At 70.2% G+C, this 19,196-nt stretch carries 16 protein-coding genes and 2 pseudogenes; 10 read left to right on the forward strand and 8 right to left on the reverse strand.

What is annotated here, in order from left to right; translation table 11 throughout:
- The first annotated feature begins 74 nt into the window (after positions 1 to 74).
- Entirely contained in the window at positions 75 to 947 is an 873-nt protein-coding gene (locus tag SLV14N_RS02430; RefSeq protein WP_263267814.1) for a helix-turn-helix transcriptional regulator, read from the forward strand.
- A gap of 271 nt (positions 948 to 1,218) precedes the next feature.
- On the opposite strand, the gene SLV14N_RS02435 is transcribed toward SLV14N_RS02430, so the two are convergent.
- Positions 1,219 to 1,809 carry a choice-of-anchor C family protein gene (locus tag SLV14N_RS02435; RefSeq protein WP_208679507.1) on the reverse strand — a complete coding sequence of 197 codons (591 nt, stop codon included), beginning with the start codon at positions 1,807 to 1,809 and terminating at the stop codon, positions 1,219 to 1,221.
- Between the two features lie 627 nt (positions 1,810 to 2,436).
- On the opposite strand from SLV14N_RS02435, the gene SLV14N_RS02440 reads away from it, so the two are divergent.
- Complete coding sequence (locus SLV14N_RS02440; protein WP_263267817.1) at positions 2,437 to 5,313, forward strand: LuxR family transcriptional regulator; 2,877 nt, start codon at positions 2,437 to 2,439, stop codon at positions 5,311 to 5,313.
- A gap of 100 nt (positions 5,314 to 5,413) precedes the next feature.
- Here SLV14N_RS02440 and SLV14N_RS02445 read toward each other — a convergent pair whose 3' ends face one another.
- Complete coding sequence (locus tag SLV14N_RS02445) at positions 5,414 to 6,118, reverse strand: 4'-phosphopantetheinyl transferase (RefSeq protein WP_208679509.1); 705 nt, start codon at positions 6,116 to 6,118, stop codon at positions 5,414 to 5,416.
- A gap of 295 nt (positions 6,119 to 6,413) precedes the next feature.
- On the opposite strand from SLV14N_RS02445, the gene SLV14N_RS02450 reads away from it, so the two are divergent.
- Positions 6,414 to 6,707, forward strand: a complete 294-nt coding sequence (locus SLV14N_RS02450; protein ID WP_317633689.1) for a DUF5988 family protein — start codon at positions 6,414 to 6,416, stop codon at positions 6,705 to 6,707.
- On the opposite strand, the gene SLV14N_RS02455 is transcribed toward SLV14N_RS02450, so the two are convergent.
- Positions 6,589 to 7,494: an alpha/beta hydrolase gene (locus tag SLV14N_RS02455; RefSeq protein ID WP_317633690.1), complete on the reverse strand. Its 906-nt coding sequence runs from the start codon at positions 7,492 to 7,494 to the stop codon at positions 6,589 to 6,591. The genes SLV14N_RS02450 and SLV14N_RS02455 overlap by 119 nt on opposite strands.
- A 554-nt stretch (positions 7,495 to 8,048) precedes the next feature.
- Here SLV14N_RS02455 and SLV14N_RS02460 point away from each other — a divergent pair.
- From SLV14N_RS02460 to SLV14N_RS02470, 3 genes and pseudogenes are all read left to right on the forward strand, one after another.
- A pseudogene (locus SLV14N_RS02460) lies at positions 8,049 to 8,219 on the forward strand (HAD-IA family hydrolase); the annotation flags it as partial.
- Between the two features lie 136 nt (positions 8,220 to 8,355).
- Positions 8,356 to 8,970, forward strand: a complete 615-nt coding sequence (locus SLV14N_RS02465; RefSeq protein WP_263267821.1) for a hypothetical protein — start codon at positions 8,356 to 8,358, stop codon at positions 8,968 to 8,970.
- Between the two features lie 299 nt (positions 8,971 to 9,269).
- Positions 9,270 to 9,761, forward strand: coding sequence for a hypothetical protein (locus tag SLV14N_RS02470; protein ID WP_208679514.1), 492 nt, complete (start codon positions 9,270 to 9,272; stop codon positions 9,759 to 9,761).
- A 37-nt stretch (positions 9,762 to 9,798) separates the two neighbouring features.
- On the opposite strand, the gene SLV14N_RS02475 is transcribed toward SLV14N_RS02470, so the two are convergent.
- On the reverse strand, positions 9,799 to 10,860 hold the full coding sequence (locus tag SLV14N_RS02475; RefSeq protein WP_263267823.1) for a hypothetical protein: 1,062 nt from the start codon (positions 10,858 to 10,860) through the stop codon (positions 9,799 to 9,801).
- Between the two features lie 487 nt (positions 10,861 to 11,347).
- On the opposite strand from SLV14N_RS02475, the gene SLV14N_RS02480 reads away from it, so the two are divergent.
- A complete protein-coding gene (locus SLV14N_RS02480) occupies positions 11,348 to 12,292 on the forward strand; it encodes a LysR family transcriptional regulator (RefSeq protein ID WP_263267825.1) in 945 nt (314 codons plus the stop codon).
- A 166-nt stretch (positions 12,293 to 12,458) separates the two neighbouring features.
- On the opposite strand, the gene SLV14N_RS02485 is transcribed toward SLV14N_RS02480, so the two are convergent.
- From SLV14N_RS02485 to SLV14N_RS02495, 3 genes are all read right to left on the reverse strand, one after another.
- Positions 12,459 to 13,052, reverse strand: a complete 594-nt coding sequence (locus tag SLV14N_RS02485) for a hypothetical protein (protein WP_208679517.1) — start codon at positions 13,050 to 13,052, stop codon at positions 12,459 to 12,461.
- A 279-nt stretch (positions 13,053 to 13,331) separates the two neighbouring features.
- Complete coding sequence (locus SLV14N_RS02490) at positions 13,332 to 14,201, reverse strand: DMT family transporter (protein ID WP_263267827.1); 870 nt, start codon at positions 14,199 to 14,201, stop codon at positions 13,332 to 13,334.
- A gap of 112 nt (positions 14,202 to 14,313) precedes the next feature.
- Complete coding sequence (locus SLV14N_RS02495; RefSeq protein WP_263267829.1) at positions 14,314 to 15,045, reverse strand: DUF998 domain-containing protein; 732 nt, start codon at positions 15,043 to 15,045, stop codon at positions 14,314 to 14,316.
- A gap of 227 nt (positions 15,046 to 15,272) precedes the next feature.
- Between SLV14N_RS02495 and SLV14N_RS02500 the strand changes: the two are divergent.
- A pseudogene (locus SLV14N_RS02500) lies at positions 15,273 to 15,563 on the forward strand (SAM-dependent methyltransferase); the annotation flags it as partial.
- 73 nt (positions 15,564 to 15,636) lie between these two features.
- Here the strand turns inward: SLV14N_RS02500 and SLV14N_RS02505 are convergent.
- Positions 15,637 to 16,236 carry a CGNR zinc finger domain-containing protein gene (locus SLV14N_RS02505; protein ID WP_263267831.1) on the reverse strand — a complete coding sequence of 200 codons (600 nt, stop codon included), beginning with the start codon at positions 16,234 to 16,236 and terminating at the stop codon, positions 15,637 to 15,639.
- A 65-nt stretch (positions 16,237 to 16,301) separates the two neighbouring features.
- On the opposite strand from SLV14N_RS02505, the gene SLV14N_RS02510 reads away from it, so the two are divergent.
- Both SLV14N_RS02510 and SLV14N_RS02515 read left to right on the forward strand, forming a co-directional pair.
- Positions 16,302 to 17,135 carry an alpha/beta fold hydrolase gene (locus SLV14N_RS02510; protein WP_263267832.1) on the forward strand — a complete coding sequence of 278 codons (834 nt, stop codon included), beginning with the start codon at positions 16,302 to 16,304 and terminating at the stop codon, positions 17,133 to 17,135.
- Between the two features lie 503 nt (positions 17,136 to 17,638).
- The gene (locus SLV14N_RS02515; protein WP_263267833.1) at positions 17,639 to 19,075 is read left to right on the forward strand and encodes an Ig-like domain-containing protein; all 1,437 of its coding nucleotides are present in this window, start codon (positions 17,639 to 17,641) and stop codon (positions 19,073 to 19,075) included.
- Positions 19,076 to 19,196: the final 121 nt, after the last annotated feature.

A 19,196-nucleotide genomic window follows, 5' to 3' on the forward strand; every position in this document is an offset into this window, starting at 1 on the left:
GAGCGAGGACGACCAATGCCTCATTCGACGGTCGGATTTCCCGGTGCGTCGACCGCAGAAAGACGGTAGCTCCCTTGACATCCCAGCAATACGCCGACCCGATGCCGACGGCGGCGCCCCCTCATCCCCAGATCCCCCACACCCCGCGTGCGCCCGACCAACCCGCCCTCGGGGCGGGACGACGCCCGCTCGACCACCAACAGGCATGTATGGCGAGCCTCAATGAGTCGCTGGCGATCATGGCCGCCGACGCTGAGTTCTTCCGGCTGTTCGGCCAGGACTCCGCCGACGCGTGTGGACGCAGCCTCTACTCGCTTCTGCATCCCAGCGCTCCCGGGCTGCTGAACCGGCACTTCGCCCGCCTGGCCGAGGGGCAGCGCGCACGATTCGTGGAACGGATGGTGGGGATCCGGGGCGAGGAGGTGCCGTTCTCGGGCGAACTGACCGGCATAGCGGTGCGGAGCGAGTCGGATCAGGCTCCGTCGTTCGTCGTGGTCGTCCGGCCCGACGACGCGTCGGCCTCGCTCACCGGCCAGGAGGACGCGCCGACCGGCCGCAGGCAGCTGCTCACCGAGCTCGACGCACAGATCCTCGAAGGCGTCGCCAGCGGCGCCTCCACGGTGCAGCTGGCCGCCCGGCTCTATCTCAGTAGGCAGGGCGTGGAGTATCACGTCGGCCTGATGCTGCGTCGGCTCAAGGCACCCAACCGCGCCGCGTTGGTCGCACGGGCCCACTCCATGGGGATGCTCACCATCGGCAGTTGGCCGCCCAGGGTCCTCCCCGAGTTCGTGAAGGACGCCGACAGCCGGCGCAGCCGCAACCGCCGGACGGACGCTCCCCGACGGCGCTCCGCAGCCGCCCGCCCCGCGGCCACGGCACCTCGCACACCGTCGCCCGCCCCGGCCGCCCGGACCGCGCCGGGCATCACGAACTCCCGGGCTTCATAGGGCTGCAGAACGGCCGTCAGCACAGCGGTCGTCCCCCGCTGGAACACCCCTTCTCCGCTCACCCGGCACCAGCTCCGTGAGGATGGTCCCCCTCTCCTCGCGGAGCCGGTGTTGCGTGGTGTGGCGGCGGACGCATCCAGGCGGTCCGGCTCATCCCCCCTACCTCCACGCCGGGTTGACGAGACGTCCGTTTTGCCGAGGCCCCTCGTGAAGCCGACGATGGCGTGTGGGCCCCGGCCTCCGCTCACCCGCGGACGAGTCGTGGCTTCGGTCAGCCGGAGCAGGAAGAGCAGGAGCAGCAGGACCCGACCCTCACGTTGTCGATCACCGGACCGTAGGCGCCGCCGGCAGTGGTGCTGGCGAACGACAAGGTCGTGGAGGCACCGGTGGCCACGAACGTCACCTGACGTCCCACGTAACCCATGCGGGCAAATGTCTTGCCAGTGGTGTCGAACGAGAAGTCCTGGAAGTTCTGTCCGTCAATGAGAACCTCACCTGTCTTCACGCCCTGATTGGCCCCCGGGTTGCCGGCCAGCGCGTAGGAGACCGTGTACGTCCTGCCCGCTGTCGTCGTGAAGGTCTGCGACACCTTGCCCGGGCCCTGGCCGTTGAGGTCGACGGACTGATCCCCGTCAGCCGCCTGCCAAAAGCCGCTGCCGATCAGGTCCACCGAACCGCTGTCGACCGTCCAGGGACCGATGGACTGCCCCGCCTGCAGCGCACTGAAGGAGTTCGCCGGCGCGGTCGGGTATTCGAAGCTGCCGTCATCGAGCGCGACCGGGGCCGCCAGCGCGGTACCGGGCATGAGAGCCAGCAGTCCGGCAGCGGCAACGATTGTGACGGATGCGCGTAAGGCCACCATGAGTTCCTCCAGGTGAGAAAGGCGTTCGGGCGTACTGGTGGAGCACACGAAGTCTGTAGCGCGGGCCTCGCCAGGGACAGATCGCGAAGACGGCGCCCGGGGGTAACGGCCCTGGTGAGTTCACCGTCGCGCGCCGCGCTTGCGCATCAGCGCGCCGACAGAAATCAGCCAGGGCCGGCCGGGCCACTGCCCGAGCCCTGGCGGGCGCGAGCGCCGGCGCGGTGGCCGCCGGACGCCGAGCGGCCGCGCTCCCCGCGCTGGACGCCGCGGGCGCCGTGATCGTCAACGTCAGCACGGTGGTGGCGCAGCGCGGTTGGCCGGCCGCTGGGTCCACGGCTCGGCCCCGGGAGATGCCTTCGCCCACGCTTCCCCTCCCGGGTACCCCCGGAGGTCTCCGGTTCACTGCATGTACGAGAAACTGGAGAAAGCGCCCCTACGGGGAGGGCAAGGAGACAGCAATGGACAGGCAGCATTCCGCTGCGCACGGGCGTCGCCGCGTACCACGCGGGGCCTGCGCGGGAGCGGACCGGCCGGCGGCCGACGGCCGCCCGCATGCTGTGTCCGTGCCCGCGGCGGACTGCCCGGAACGACCGTGCCGGGTGCAGGTGCGTGCAGAGGAGACTCCCGATGACCGACGGGATAGACACCGACGCGTTCGAATGCCAACGGGACCGGTTGACGCTCGTCAATCGCGAGGAGGAGATGTCCTCCCTCACCGCTCTCGTGCAGGACGCCCGCGCCGGATCAGGCGGTATCGCGCTCCTGGAGGGCGTCGTCGGCATCGGGAAGAGTCTGCTGCTGGACAGGCTGGTGTCCGCGCTCCCTGCCGACGGTCTGTATGTGCTGACCGCCCGCTGCGACGCTCTGGAGCATGACTTCCCGTTCGGCGTCGTGCGCCAGCTCTTCGAACCGCTGCTGGCCACCTTCGACGAACCGCAGCTCACCCGGCTGCTGAGCGGCAGTGCCCGTACCGCTGCGCAGGCGCTCAGCGGTGAGAAGCTGCCGGGTGACGTCCTGCTCCCCACCGAGGACATGTCGTACGCCGTGCTGCACGGGCTGTACTGGTTCACCTGCAATCTGGCGGCGGAGGCGCCGCTCGTGATCGTGGTCGACGATGCGCACTGCGCCGACATGGCGTCCCTGCGCTTTCTGACCCACCTCGCGCGCCGGATCGAAGGCCTTCCCATCCTGCTGGTGCTGTCCCAGCGCACCGGCGACGCAGCGACGGACGCCGCGCTCCTGGGTGACATCGCGGGCCAGCCGCTCTGCCGGGTGCTGCGCCCCGGTCCGCTGACCCACCGAGGGATCGGCCATCTGGTGAAGACCGTCTTCGGCCACGAGGCGGACGACGAGTTCCACGAAGCCTGCCTGGCGATCACCGGCGGCAACCCCCTGCTCGTCCACTCCCTGCTGAGCGTCCTGCGGCTCGGCGGCCGGCCGCCGACCGTCGACGGTCTGCCGTACGTCACCGCGCACGACGGTGCCTTCTTCCACGAAGCGGTCCGGTCCGTCCTGCAGCAACAGCCCGAGTCCGCCGCGGCGGCCCGCGCACTGGCCGTGATGGGCCACGATGCTCTGCCGGAGGTGTGCGCACGGCTGGCCGGGCTGGATGACGCGACGCACTCCGCCGCGATGCGGGCGCTGCGGTCCAACGGACTGGTCTCGGAGGTCGACGACGGGCGGAGATGGTCCTTCAATCACGGGCTGATCAGGGAAGTCATCGTGGCGGACCTGCCCCCCGATCAGCTCGCGGAGGCGCACCAGCACGCTGCCCGCCTGCTGCTGGACGCGGGGGCGCGCGCCGAGCAGGTGGCCGGCCATCTGCTGATGACCGCCCCGCCGGCCACCGAGGACTGGGCGGTGACCGTGCTGCGGGAGGCCGCCCGGGAGGCGTCGTTCCGCGGCGCCCCGGCACTGGCGGTGGATCTGCTGCGGCATTGTCTGCCCGGGGAGGGGCGGACGCCCGAGGACACGCCGGTCCTCGTGGAGCTGGGTCTGGCCGAGGCGGGTGTGGACCCGCAGGCGAGTGTCCGGCATCTGCAGGCGGCGCTGGAGCATGTGCATGAGCCGCCGCTGCGCTTCCGTCTGCTCAGCTCGCTGGCCAGCGGCCTGATCCGCAGCGGGCAGTCCCTCCAGGCGGTGCGGCTGCTCGCCGAGGAGGCACCGACGGTCCGCGACGCCGATCTGCAGCGCCTTCTGGAGGGGCAGCGGCTGATGGCGTCGGCCGAGGACCTGACGAGCTTCGCGGTGACCTTGCAGGAGTATCCGTTCGACATCAGCCGGCCCGGCAACACCCCCGGTGAGCGGGCCCTGATCGCCGCGGGGGCCGGCCTCTGCTCGGTGCGGGCGGTCCGGGCGCAGGAGTCGGCCGCCGCGGCCCGCCGGGTGCTGGAGAGCAGCGTGCCCGGTGTCGACTCGCCGTTCTTCCTGACCACAGCGGCGACGGCGCTGCTGTTCGCGGGACTGCCGGACGAGGCGGATGCCGCCTATCAGCGGGTCATCGACATCACCCGGCAGAGCCAGCGGCTGCTGCTGTACGGCCTGTGCCAGGCGCTGCGAGCCGAGGCGCAGTACCGGCTGGGGGCGCTGTCCGAGGCGCTGGCGGCCACGCGGTCGGCGCTGAATGTGGTGCCGCCCCGCCACTGGGGCCGCACGCTGGCGCTGCCCGTCGCGACCCAGATCCATGCGTTGATCGACTCCGGTGATCTCGCCGGCGCCGATGCGGCGGCCGCGCAGGCCTTCCCTTCGACGAGCCTGGACACCTGGCAGTGGAACGAGTTCCTGTGCGCGAGGGGACGGCTGCGGCTCACCCACCAGGATCCGAAGGGGGCGCTGGAGGACCTCCTGGAGGCCGGCAGACGGCAGCGCCAGTGGACGCGGACGAGTCCTGCCGTGTCGTCCTGGTGGTTCTGGGCCGGCCGTGCCCACCTCGCCCTGGGCGCGCCGGCGGCTGCCCGGGAGCTCGCGGAGGAAGCCGTGGAACGAGCCCGGAAGGGGAAGCTGACCGATGCGCTGGGCGCCGGTCTGCGGCTCCTCGCCACGACGGAGAGCGGCGCGAGGAAACTGGGCATGCTGGAGGAGGCGCTGTCCGCCCTCGACGGCTCTCCGGCGCGGCTCGAACGGGCGCGTACGCTGGTCGACTACGGCTCCACCCTCCATGCGTGCGGACGCACGGAAGCGGCGCGGGAGACGCTGCGTCAAGGGCTCGATCTTGCGTATGCGCTCGGCGCGGCCCGGCTGCATGCCCAGGCCAATGACGCGCTGCTGGCCACCGGTGCCCGTCCCCGCAGGGTCACATCGAGCGGTGTGGAGTCGCTGACCCCGAGCGAGGCCCAGGTGGCGCGGATGGCCGCGGCCGGTGGCACCAACCGGGAGATCGCGGAGGAGCTGTTCGTGACCCAGCGCACCGTCGAGCAACATCTGACATCCGTGTACCGCAAGGTCAAGGTGTCCGGGCGGCGGGGCCTCGGCCGGTTCTTCGACCCCGGAAGTACCGCGAAGTGACGTCCCGGCCGTAGGGCTTCTGCGCGATCTGCCGCAGGAAGCGGTCTCCCGCACCGTGCCAGGACTGCTCCGGTCCACGCCGGCCGTGCCGCGGCGCCGGTCACGGCGCTGCCGTTGCCGCGGTGCCGGGCTCGTCCGCCCGCCCTGAGGAGGCGTGGACGACGACCGCGGTCATGACCAGGCCCGCCCGCACGGTCCAGCGTCCTTCGAAGCCGGTCAGTACCGAATCGCCGAGCTGCCATCCGGGCACCAGCAGCCGCGCGGTGAAGGTCCCGTCGTCCGGATCGAAGGAGAGGAGTGCGTCCTCGAATTCCAGCGGACGCCCCGTCATCGGGAACCACGCCTTGTACACGGACTCCTTGGCACTGAACAGCATCCGGTCCCAGGGCAACGGCGGTGCGCCGTAAGGATTCCGGGGAAGTCCGGCGCGTTCCCCGGGCAGCGCCACGGCTTCCAGGACCCCGTCCGGCAGCGGCTCCGCCGGCTCGGCGTCGACGCCCAGCGCGAGCACCTCCGTGGACCGTGCGACGACCGCGGCGGCGTACCCCTCGCAGTGGGTGAGGGCGCCGACGAGCCCGGACGGCCAGCGCGGTTCCCCGCGTGGTCCCGGCAGGATCGGTACGGGCGGCGAGCCGAGTGCGGCCATTGCCCGGCGGGCACACCAACGGCCCGCCGCGAACTCGCGTTGGCGCTTGTCGACCGCGCGGGAGACAAGGGGCTCTTCCTCGGGCAGGAGCGCCGCAGCCGGCGGTTCGCCGAAGATCTCCGCCGCGGAGACCGTCTCCGGCAGTAACTCGTCGATCATCGCGGGGTCTCCTGTCCTTGCTTCGGTGAGGGCGCGCCTCGCTGGGCGTCGGCGCGGAGCAGTGGCTTACGGCACCGCAGGGCCCGACACTAGAGCGCGCGCCCGGTCAGAACCACCGCAGTGGGTGACCGCACCTCAGTCCCGGGGAAATGACCAGACTTTCCCGGTCCTGGACGACCGCTCCGCCCGCTGGGCGGAAACAGTGCCTGCCTCGGCGGAGGGGAGATCCACACCCGCGGCGGTGTTCCTGGAGCCGGGTCCCTTTAGGGATTTCCCGAGCGTCCCCCCTGCTCCAATGGCCTGCAGCGAATCGTCACCCCGAAAATCGGTCGCCACGCAGTCGAGCGGGCTCGGAGAAAGGCAGTTGACCATGCTGATGCCCGAAATGAACGCACTGCTTCGTGGGGGCCCCACCACCTACGTCGCAAACGAGGAGCGGGTCCGCTACGTACCGGACATGGCCTCCCCGCTCAAGCTGCTCTGCGGCAACCGCTATGAGCACTTCGAGCCGACCCCCGAACGCGTCCGGCAGGACGGTCACACGCTCCGGGTGTTCGTCTGGACGGGCTGCACCTACGTGGCCGAATAGTTCCGTCGGCCGGGGCGGCCGGTGCCATCCGGGCGAGTACGGTGCGCAGCGCGGCGTTGAACCGGTCGGGGAGCTCCTGGTGCGGCATATGGCCGGCGCCGGCGATCACGCTGACCCCGGCGCCGGGGGTAAGGGCGGCGCAGGTCCGGGGCACCTCCAGGGGGATGGCTGTGTCCAGCTCACCGTGGAGGTAGTGGATCGGCACCTGCAACCCGGGCAATGCCGGGCGCGGGTCGTAGCTTTCGGCGCCGGCCTGGTGTTCGTCGATGTAGACGCCGGAGTCCAGGATCTGACGGACCGTCCAGTCGATCAGCGCGGGCGCGGTGCCCGGCGCGTACCACCCCGGCACCCAGCCGGCGACCGTACCGGCCCGGTCGCGGCGCAACCCGGCCACGAGCTCCGCCTGAGTCTCCGTCGACGGCCAGTACCCCGGCGCACCCACCGACACCACGCCCCCAATCAACTCGGGTCGCCGCAGCCCCAGTTCAGTGGCGAAGACCCCGCCGATCGACGATCCGATGACCACCGGACGGTCCAGCCGCAGCGCGCCGATCAGCGCCACCAGGTCGCTGACCACCCCGGCGGTGGTGTTGCCGCGGGCCGGGCGGTCCGACTGCCCACAGCCCCGCCAGTCGACGGTGACGACCCGGTGGTCCCGGGTGAAGTCGGGCAACTGGGCGCACCAGGTTCGGCCACTGGTCCCCCAACCGTGCAGGAACAGCAGCGCCGGGCCGTTCCCCTCGTCCTCGTAGTGGAGCGTGGTGTCATTGATGTCCAGGCTGGGCATGGTGCTTCCCCTCTGCATCGCGACCCTTGCGGGCCGCGCGGTACGTGATGGCCCCAGCCAACCGCGATCGCCCTCGCCGACCAATGACCGATCCGTGCGCACACTTTTCACGAATGGTGATCAATGATCGGCGCCGGTCAGGCGAACAGAGAAACCGGGAGCCATGGAGCTGCGCCAGCTGCGCCACTTCCTCACCGTGGCGGAGGAACTGCACTCGGGCGCGGCGGTGTTGATCAGTCAGGGTGCTGCGTCTCGACTCCACGCATGCCTACACCGCTGCAGGAAATCGACTATGAACAAATCGTCCTGTATCTGACCGGTACACCCGCGCCGTCGCCGCGGACGTGCGCCGAGACGAGACCGTGAGACATGGGTCCGCTCCGGACCAGGGCGAGGCCGTCTCATCCCGGATGATCCGGCCCCGTCTCAGATGATTTGGTCCGATGCACCTGCGGTCTCAGCTGACCCGGCCGACCGACATGTGCGCCCCGGCTCTTCGCCTCCGTCGCATGTGGTGTTCCGCAGTTCGCGGATCAGGGACGAGATCACATGAGAAGATCTACGAGATCGCGGCCGAACAAGCGGGTGTCGCCATGGACCGATGCCTTTTTGTGGATGACCGGCTTGAGAACATCAACGCCGCAGTCAGGCTCGGGATGACCGGTGTGCACTACCGCGAACCCGCCGACCTTCGTGGGTCGTTGGGCTTGCTGCTGGGCAACTGATTCACCAGTGGCGGACGACGCCGAGGCCAGTACCGCCTTCGAGATCACGCAGGATACGGTCGAGCCGAGCCGGCTCGGTGCGGCCCAGGATTCGGCCCGGGTCAGCCGCCGGCCCGGCGGAACGTGAGGGAGCACGGTGATCTCGGACTACCAGCAGCGACTGCGTGAACGGTTCCTTTCCGTCCCCGAGTGTGCTCCGCCGGCCCCCTGGCGCCCGGTCCTGAGCCGCCAAAACCCCATCGGCGGCCTGCTCGGAATCGGCTTCGCCGTCGCTCCCGACACCGGTCACGACCTCGTTATGGCGGTCTCCGGCGGCGGGCACGGCCTCTTCGACGCCCTCACCGGGGAGAAGATCGCCAGGGACCGCGATCCGGACCCCGACCACAGCACCCCGGACGCGGTACCGGACCTCTCCTGTCCCGGACTCGGACCGATCGCCGGGACCCGGGTCCAGATCGCCGGGCTCTTCGGCGGCGGTCTCCACACCACCACCCATGACGGCTGGAGCCTGGAGGTCGTCAGCCCCGAGTGGCCCCATCACCGGGTTCTGCTCTCCAGAGACGGAGGCATGCCGCACAGCGGACCGCACGGCGAACGCTGGTGGCACATCTTCGACTCCAACTACTCCGAACTGCGGACCGCCGGCTTCTCGCCGTCCGGACGCACCCTCGCGGTCGCCACCAGCAGCGACCTCAGCCTCTGGGCCCGCCCGGACCCCGAAACAGGAACCACGGGCAAGACCGCCTCATGAAATGCGCCGATTTCGCCCTGACCATGGCGCTCGAACCCGCTGTCATCGCGCCAGTGCTCAACCATCCGTCGCTTCCGCTCGACGACCCCGGCGGTCTGGAGATCAGCGACGAAAACGCCGCTGCCGTGCCGGAAGAACGCGTAGCGCGAGACGGAATGAACTTTCCCCGCTCGCTCCGGCAGAGGGTGAACGCCTCGGCCACCTTGGTTCCCGGTGCCGCCGCGGGCCACTCCCGCGCCAGGGGCGCCCCTCCAGCAAGGCCGGCGGGGGCTGCGTCGCCTGACCGCTAGGGTGCTGGGGTGAACAGTGCGATATCGCGTAAGCCGAGCACGAAGCGGCAGCAGGAGTCGAAACCGGCGTGGGGCTGGCGGGTCGCCGGGCTGATGCTTGGTCTCGTGCTCTCCCTCGTCGGCGCCGGAGCTGTCTTTGTCAACAGCGTCCAGGGTGTGCAAGCCACCGGTCTGGTGGGCACACGCGGCACCTTCACGGTCGATTACTGCACCGACACCAATCCCAGCGGGAAGAATTCGGACTACGAGTGCGGTGGCGATTTCATCCCTCGCGGCGGTGATACCGACGACGGGTGGAGTGGCACGCTCGAGAACGCGGACGACTATTCGGCCGGGGAGAAGCATGACGTCGTCAAGTCCTGGCTGGGCAGCGAGTGGCGCTTCCGGGAGGTCGGTGTCGGGGCGACCTTGGGGTCCGTGATGTGGTTCTGCATGGGACTGGTGATCCTGGCGATGGGTGCCTCCCAGGTGCGCACATGGGGGAAGAGCTTCAAGAAGTAAGGGCAACGACCGCCGCGAGGTGCGGCGGCCGGCTCCCCTACTGGATGTTCAGCAGGTGGGGGTGTGTCGGGTCGACGGGGCAGATGAAGATCCGTAGTGCGCCCCATCGACCAGGAGACAATCCGGTGGGCGTGCAGGCGTCCACTTGGTCTGCCTCGGCATCCTCGATGGGGCGCCAGCTCTTGGAGCCACCGTCCCATTCGCTGCTGCCGAAGCTGAGCAGTAGGTCCATCGAGGCTCCGCACCGGCAGTTGACGGGCGCCGGATCGGTCAGATGCCAGGATGCCCAGCCGCCGGCCTTGCAGCCGGGGGCGATGGACAGGTCGTACTGGTAGGCGAAATCAGTCTCTTCCAGCCACTGCTCGTCCTGTGCGTCGAGGCGCGCGCAGAGTGCCTCGGGCAGCAGATCCGCGTACTGATACTCGGTCACCTGCTCAGGGTGCAGTACGCACGGGGTCGGCAGGTAGGGGTCGTGGGTGTCCCGGGGCTGCGGAGGCGCGCTGCCGGGTGCGGAGGAGACATCGGACGCGCGCCGCCAGACGAGGTGCACGTACGGGCCCCCGTAAAAGCGGGGCTGGCCGGGCAGGTCCTGGTGATCGGTGGGGCACCACAGCACCTGGAGGAGGTCGGTCCCTGAGGGGAATCCAACGGTCGGGATATCGCGGGCGTGCAGCTGGGCGACGGCCACCAGGGGGTTCGGCTCCTGATGCGCCTCGGACTCGTACCAGCGGGTGGTGTAGCGGATGAGGTCGATGGACGCGCCGCGGCGGCCGGATGCCTCGTCGAGCAGAGCGAGCTCCTCCGGACTGCGCCGGCCGCCGCGCCCCGCCCCCTGCTGCGCCTCCCGCCTGGCCTGAGCCTGCTGCAACGCGAGGACGAGCGCAGGGGCTATCGGCTCACTGCGCTGCACCATACGGGGCGCGGTGCACGTGGGCCACGGCTCGTCGGCGGGCCAGAGCAGCGGGCCGCCGATCGAGCTTTCTTCGATGTCCGGAGCGCCGGGTCTCGGGTGCAGCCGGGTCGTCTCCCTGGTGTGGGCTGCCAGTTCGGGCAGTACGGCGGTGACGTCAATGGGGCGTGGTGGTGTCGTACGGGACAACGTGCTGCTCTCCTGAGGCTGCTGCGGTGTTGAGGCTGTCTCTGCGCGCACCCACCATTACGGATGAGGCGGGGCCGTGCACCTGCGTCACCGGGGCGGCTGCGCGAGCGCACTGGCCATCACTGACAGCCCTTAGGGGGCGACAGCGTCCGGACAGACCCAGCCAACATGATTCACGTTCGCTGCGTCAGCCGAGAGCGGTACGGACGCAGCGATCAGTCGAGGATCGTCCACCAGCTGACTCAGCGGCGCCTCCCTGTGTCGCTACAGCAAGTCGGGGCGCCGCAGCCCCAGTTCAGTGGCGAAAAAAGACCGCTGATCATGGTGGTTCTCCTCTGCCTCGTGACCTTGCGGGCCGCGCGGTACGTGATGTCCCCCACCCAACCGCGATCCCCCTCTCCGACCAGTGAGCGATCCGTGCCTACACTTTTCGCGAACGGTGATCAATGATCAATGCCGGTCACTGCGGACAGGGGAGGCCGGGGCCATGGAGCTGCGTCAGCTGCGCTACTTCCTCACCGTGGCGGAGGAACTGCACTTCGGCCGGGCCGCCGAGCGGCTGCACATCGTGCAGTCCGCGGTGAGCCAGCAGCTCCGCCGGCTCGAACGCGAGCTGGGTACCGAGCTGTTCGCCCGTTCCACCCGTGTCGTCCGGCTCACCGAGGCCGGCAACCGGCTCCTCCCGTTCGCCAGGGAGATGCTCGCCCTGCAGGCACGCGCCCGGGAGGCCGTCGACGAACTGCGGGCCGAACAGGCCGCGACGGTGCGCCTCGGCACCAGCTCCGGGCTGGGTGCCTGGCTGGACGTCGTACTCACGGCGTACGCCCGGCACACCGGCCACGCCCAGCTGGAACTCGTCACGGGCAGCACCGAGGAGCGCCTGACGCAGGTGCGGGCCGGCGACCTGGACGCCGCCCTGCTGCGTGGTGAACGGACCGACCCCGGGCTGGAGTTCCTGCCGCTGTGGCAGGACGCGCTGATGGCGGCGCTGCCCGCGGGCCACGAGCTCGCAGCGCGGGAGACCGTCGAACTGACCCGGCTCGCGGAACTGCCGCTGCGGCTCTCCCCGCGCTCCCGCAACCCCGCGCTCCACGATCTGGTGATGCGCTCCTGCCGGGCGGCCGGCTACACGCCCGTCCTGGGCCCGGAGTTCACCAACGACCAGGACACCCTCGCCGCCATCGGCCACGGCAAACCGTCCTGGACGGTCTTCTACGCCCCGCACGCCGAGCAGCTCCCCGTTCCCGGCGTGGTGTTCCGTCCCCTGAGCGACCCGGCGCCGGTCATGCGGGCCTACCTTGCGGTCCGGAACGGTCCGCCCCGGGCCGCGCTGCGTGCCCTGATCGGGGCCTGCTACGAGGCGGTCGACGGTGGCCCGGTCATACGGCCCGGCTCGCCGCTTGCCCGGGATGTGTGCGACGTCGGCCGTTGACCCGTGCTGGTGCCGGTGAAGTGTGGGTGGTGACCGGGTGTCTGGCCGAGGGGCCGGACCGGGCGGGGGCCGCGTATGCGGCGCGACCGGGCGTTTGCGGGGGTCTCAGGCCGCGCGACCGGGCGTGTGCGGGCGTCAGGCCGCCGCAACCGGGCGTGTGCGGGCGTCAGGCCGGCGCGGGCGCGTTCTCGGCCGTACGCCGGCGTTTCCAGTAGGCGACCGTCAGCACGGCCAGAAGCGGTCCCCACAGGACCAGCGGCGCATAGCAGAGGTGAAACCAGGCTGCCTCCCAGCCACCCGCCTCGCCCGGAAACTCACGGGGAAGGACGTCACCTCGGATCGTCCTGCCCATGATCTGGGTGACGGGCGCCAGGAAGGTCCACAGGAACGTGAGGAGAACGGCACCGATCGTGGCCGGGACGACTGCCGCCATCGTCGGGACCCGGCGGCCGCCCAGTAACGGGAGCCAGCGTGGAAACACCTCGCCCCATTGAGCGATCAGGCCGAACGCGGTGAACGCGAGCGCCTCCGACAGGATCGACAGGAAGACAACGTACGCCCGCTCGCCGACCCCGATGCCGTGGTCGAACGCGATCGGAAGCCTCCACAGGCTGGACGGCAGGACGGCCAACACCACGGCGAGGGCGACATATTGCATCCGCCGGGACACTCCGGGGACGGGCTCGTGGGCCACTTGCCATGCGGCCCTGAGCAGCCCGGGGCGGGCGGCGAGGTCCTCGGTGGGCGGGAGCGGCTGCATGTACGGTCCCTTCTTCTCGGTGGGCTCGGCTCTTCTCAGTGGGCTCGACCGGCCCGTTCACCCCTGAAGGTCGCACCCGGGCGGGCACCGAGGATCGCTCCGCGGGCTGAACCGGCTCCGCCGTCCAGCCGAGGGACCGGTGCGACCGAAGGAGGACAGCAGAGGAGTCAGGGGGTCAGGGAGTCAGGGAGTCAGGGAGTCAGGGGGTCAGGGAGTCACGGGGTCAGGGAGTCACGGGGTCAGGGAGTCACGGGGTCAGGGAGTCACGGGGTCAGGGAGTCAGGGAGCGGATGACTCCCCGCTCTCCGTGTCGACTCTGACCAAGGTGAGCACTCCCCAGGTGATGAGCACCGCGCCGATGCCCTCCGGGATCAGCCACCATCCCGTGCGGACCCGGTCCTCGTACACCAGGATGCCCAGGGTCACGCTGACCAGCCCCTCGCCCAGGGTGAGGGCGGGCTGGGAGGCCACCAGTGGGCCGGATTCCATGGCGTTCGCCAGGAGGAAGAGGGAGCAGGCGCCGGCCGCGACGAAGGCGTACGTCTGCCAGCCGGAGAAGAAGGCGCCCGCGCCATGCTGTTCGAAGGTCTCGGTTGCGGACTTCATGAGGGTGGCGGTCAGGGCGTAGCCGATCGCCGAGGCGGAGCTGAAAAGGGCCGCGCGTGCTTTTCCCCGGGGTTGGCGCAGGGCGGCCAGCACGCAGAGCGAGATGACGAGCGTGGTGGTGAGCAGGGTCAGTACCCACGTGCCTGTCGACACCACAGAGTTGCCGCCCGACGGCGCGGCAGCGGCCAGTGTGAGAGCGAGCCCGCCGGCGACCGTGACGGAGGCGGTCCAACCGGCCGCGGGCAGCCGCCGCCGGGAGAACGCACAGGCGATCAGGAGGGTGAAGGGCAGTTCCGTCACCAGGATGGGCTGCACCAGCGACAGTGGCCCGAACGCCAGGGCCAGTGCCTGGCATGCGGCGGCGCCGACCACCACGGCGATCCCGCCGAGCCACGCCGGGTGGTGCAGCAGGTGACGGACCAGCCGGATGCTGAAGGCGTCGCCAGGGGGAACGGACCGCGCGCCGACGCGTTGCAGCACCGTTCCTGTGGCATTGCCCACGGCCGCCAGCAGGGCGAACAGTGCGGACAGCACGGCTGCCACGGGCGGCCCCTCCGGGTCGGCGCATCGGTTGATGACCGCCACGGTGGCAGAGGAACCAGGTGCGCCGGGAGCGCACCACCGCGCGCAGGAGACCATCACACGATCGGCGGGGTCACACCCCTGGCCGCTCCGGGTGCCGCCCGGCGGTGCGGAAGCTCGGGCCGAGCGCCGTCGCACCGAGTCCCGTCAGTTCCGCGGCGAGCAACACGAACCACACACCCACCAGCAGCAAGTGGGCCCGCTGTGGGATGCCGTGCCAGCCAGGGTGACCGAACAGCGGGCCGACGGTGCTCACCGCGGTCGTCAGCCCGGCAGCCAGCACTCGTACGCCCCAGCGGCGAACCCTCGGAAGACGGGGGCGTTCGCCCGCGCCCGCGCCCGCCACGCAGAAGAACACCATGGAGGCGAAGAGGAAGAAATGCGCCAGTGCGCTGGTGGCCGTGTGCCACGGATGTACGGCATCGCAACTCCACTCCACGGAAGGCGCGCAGCGCATGGGCAGGATGACATCGCCCAACGACGACATACCGAGGGCAAGCACCGAGGCCCAGCCGGCACGGGCCCACCTTCCTCCGGCGGAGCGGCCTGCCAGGAGCGCTCCCGCCATCACGATGACGGCGCAGGCAGCCTCGATGCCTCCGAACAGCGCACGGAACGGCTGGTCGGCCGCGTAGAGCTCACTTGCGTAGGAGTGCCTGGGGTCCAGCCCAGTAGGCAGGACGAACTCAAGGACCCAGCTGTTGTACAGCACGGCTGCCGTCGCCAGCAGAAGGGCCGCCCAGCCCTCCCGCGACATATCGCGCTGCCCGAGGCTTGCGCGGGCAGAGCTGGAGATATGGGGCACGGTGTGTCCTGTTCGTGTGACGTCGTGAGTTCGCAGTCACCAGTCACCCTTCACCATTCACCGCTCAACTCGGGGCATTCCGCATTTCGAGGTCAGGTCCGAGGCTCACGGTGGACAGTGACGGCCCGGAGTCCGTCGACCGGGGCCCGGATGCCCCTCTGCCAGATCGGGCCGGCCGAACGTGTCGGCCCCACGGGAACGGTGATCGCCACCGACATCGATGTGTCTTCCGCACCCTGATGGCGGCGCGCGGTGCGGACCTCGCCTACGGTCGGACGCTGCCCAGGCTGCTGCGTGAGGCCGGTCTGGACGACGTCCAGGCCGATGCGTACTTCCCGATCACCTCGCCGGCATGTGCCGTGCTGGAGGCCGCAACGGTGCGGCAGATCCGCCATCGTCTGGTGGCGGAAGGACTCGCCACCGACGAGGAGATCGACCGTCACCTGGCGAACGTCGCCACCGGACGGCTCGACCTGGCCACCGCCCCGATGATCTCCGCCTGGGGCCACCGCCCGTAACCCCTCCCCCGGTGGCCCACCTCCTCTGTTCGCCCTCCCGAAGGTCTGTCGCATCGGCTTGGAAACAGACGCGTCAGGTGCCTTCCGGGGCGCCTTCTGTATCTGTCAGTTTGCGGGCGCGGTAGTTGGCGACATTGCGACGGTTGCCGCAGATGCCGGGCATGCAGTAACGGCGTCGCCCGGCCTTGCTGGTGTCGACGAACATCCCGTTGCACGCCGGGGCGGTGCAGTGCCGGAACCGGTCGTGGCTCAGAGTTCGCAGGGCGCCGAGCAGCCCCGTGCCCATGAGGACGGCCAGCTCGTCGGCGAGAGAGGCGTTCGAAGAGGTCGCGATGCACCACTGCCACCGGCCTGTGGCGTCGTGGTACAGGGAAGGGCCGATGGCAGCTCGGGCGACCAGCGCGTTGGCGGCGTTGACGACGTCTTCCTCAGTGGCGGCCTCCAGGATGGTGCGGACTTCCTGGCGGAGGGTGCGCACTTGGTCGAGATCCTCTTCGGTGGGCCGATGGCCGTGCTTCACGGCGTCCGGGTGGAGGTCGTGCTCGGCGAGGAACTGGGCCAAGGCGGCCGGGGCGGCGAGGATCTCGCCCGAACTGCGGACTGCCGGGGCGGTGTTGACCAGGTCAGTGGCTGCCCCCGCACCCAGCGCGTAATCAGAGAAATCGATTTTCAAGCCTTACTCCATGTTACGGTAACCGGAGAAAGCCAAGTTTACCCCTTAGCTTGGGAGTGTTTGCCATGGCTACGCACACGAAGCCCGCGTGGAGGTTGGCCCACCGGGTCCGCGTGTCGGGCGGCGAGGTCGCCGCAGGCGTCTTCGGAGAAGGGCCACCCGTGGTCCTTGTTCACGGCACCCCGGCCTGGTCCTACCTGTGGCGCGAGGTCGCCCCACTACTGGCCCGCGAGCACACCGTTCACGTCTGGGACCTGCTCGGCTTCGGTGACTCCCGTCCTGATCCGGGCGTTGAGCCCTCGATCGCCCAGCAGGCCCGCACGCTGGTCGAGCTCACCGAACACTGGGGCCTCGACTCGCCGAGCCTGGTCGGCCACGACATCGGCGGAGGGATCGTGCTGCGAGCCCACCTGGTCGAGCAACTTCCTGTCCACCGGCTGGCGTTGCTGGACGCGGCGGTCCTCGGCCCCTGGAACACGCCGTTCACCGAGCACCAGCAGCGGCACGCGGACGTCTACCGCACCATGCCCCCTGACATCTTCGGCGACGTCATCGCCGCACGTTTTCGCACTGCCACTCACCGTCCGATGTCCGACGACGTCGCACATGCCTATCTGTCCCCGTGGGCCGGAGCGGCCGGCCAGCAACGTTGGATCGATCAGGTGACAGCCGTCAGCTTCGAGGACACCCGCGAAGTCGTGGACCGACTGGACAAGATCACCGCTCCGACCCTGGTGGTGTGGGGTGAGCAGGATCTGTGGCTCGAACCGGCGACCGGCGATCGCCTCGCCTCTTCGATCCCCGGGGCGCACCAGGCGACCGTCCCTGAAGCTGGACATTTCGTCGCTGAAGACAACCCGCATGACACTGCAGACGCCCTGCTGCGCTTCTTCTCCTAAGGGCTCCCCATTCGCTTGAAGGCGGCGCATATGGCGGTTCCGGAGGGGACTTGGCGTTGTCGGCAGAGTTGGGGTAGCACCCGAGCGGCCGTCGCCGGTCCTAGGGGCGTGTCGTTCGGACAGCAGGACCGGCCCCCGTCGCCCGACCGGGGGCCGTCGTCATGCCGGTATATCGACGGCGCCCCGCCGGCCCAGGAAGGGGGCGACGGCGTGTGGCACGGACGGCCCGGCGTCGGTACTCCTCGCCCGTGCGCGCTGCGCCATCCGGGTTACGTTCCTCGCCAGCTGTGGCGTGGCGTCCGGCGGGTCCGTTGAATCGGTGCTACCGACGGTGGGGTGCCCATCCCCTGGCGGGGGACCATGGACGGCTGCTGGTGTGATGCAGTTCCGTCGAGTTCTTCAGGGCACCCCCGGCAGGTGAGCGCGCTCGGACAGTCTCCTGCCTTCCGGCGTGCATCAGCCCCCCACCTCCTTCACGGAGCCTTCGAAAGGGGCTGTCCAGCATGGCACTCGCTCTTACTCTCACACCGGCAACCGTCTCGGCGGGCCAGACGTTCCAAGCCGCTGTCACCGGTGCCGCACCGGGAGAGGTGATCACCTTCACCTATGACGCGGCACTCCCCCAGTCCGTAGTCGCTGACGCCGCAGGCAATGCGAGCGTCACCTTCACAGGGACCACGACGGGCCCAGTAGTTGCCGTCGGCCCCGCCAGTGGCGCCGCCACCGCGACCCTGACCATCAGCGCGGCAGAGAACTGTGTGATCACGCTGACGACCACACCGGCCAACCCGACGGCCGGCCAGCCGGTGACCGTCACCGCCACCGTCACCTGCAACGGCACCCCCGTCGAGGGCGCGACCGTACTCTTCGCCACCCTCAACGGGCCCCTGGGCATCGGCGTCACCAGCGCCGCCGGGACAGCCAGCGTCACCACCAGCACGCTGCCGAGCGGGCTCAACGTCGTCACCGCCACCGTGATCGCCGCCGACACCACCTGCATCTGCGTCGGCATCTCCGCGACGGTGGACATCACCGTGGGCGCGGCACAGAACTGCGCGATCACGCTGACGACCACGCCGGCCAACCCGACCTTCGGCCAGCCGGTGACCGTCTCCGCCACCGTCACCTGCAACGGCGCCCCCGTTCAGGGCGCGACCGTACTCTTCGTCACCGCCAACGGGCCCCTGGGCATCGGCGTCACCAGTGCCGCCGGGACAGCCAGCGTCACCACCAGCACGCTCCCTGTCGGAGCCAACGTGGTCACCGCCACCGTGATCGCCGCCAACACCACCTGCCTCTGCGTCGGCGTCGCCGCCACCGCGACCGTCAACGTCGGCGCGGCACCGAGCTGCGTGGTCACGGTGTCGTCCACGCCCGCCAACCCGACGGCCGGCCAGCCGGTGACCGTCACCGCCACCGTCACCTGCGGCGGCGCCCCCGTCCAAGGGGCGACCGTGCTCTTCTCCACCACCAGTGGCCCCCTGGGCATCGGCGTCACCAACGCCGCCGGCCAGGCCAGCGTCACCACCAGCACGCTCCCTGCCGGAGCCAACGTGGTCACCGCCACCGTGATCGCCGCCAACACCACCTGCTCCTGCGTCGGGGTGTCCGGGACGGCGACCGTCAACGTCGGCGCATCGACAGGGAGGCTCACGGCGAACCCGGCCTGCTACACGCTGAACCTCCCCCCGCTGCCGTGGGCTTTCGCCACCGCCACCTTCAGCGCGAGTGGCGCGACTCCGGGCGCGGTGGTCACCTTCCACCTGGACGGCCCCTCCGGCCCCGTGGTGTGCACCGCCGTGGCCAACGCCAGCGGCAACGCCAGCTGCACGGCCACCCTCAACATCGGCCAGGTGCTGTACTCCAGCTACACCGCCACCACACCCACTGCCGGTGGGACGCTCAGCTCGTCCAGCACCCTGGGCATCTGCCTCACCTGAGGTCTCGTCCCGTCCCGGCCGGCGTGCTGCGTGGCAGGAAGCGTGCAGCCGCTGATCCGAACCGGCGAGAACGGCCTCGGGCCGATGAATGACCCAGCGAGACAGCCGTCCCCCGTAACGC

It is taken from the genome of Streptomyces sp. Je 1-4 4N24 (assembly GCF_026239515.1).
GTDB lineage: Bacteria > Actinomycetota > Actinomycetes > Streptomycetales > Streptomycetaceae > Streptomyces > Streptomyces nigrescens.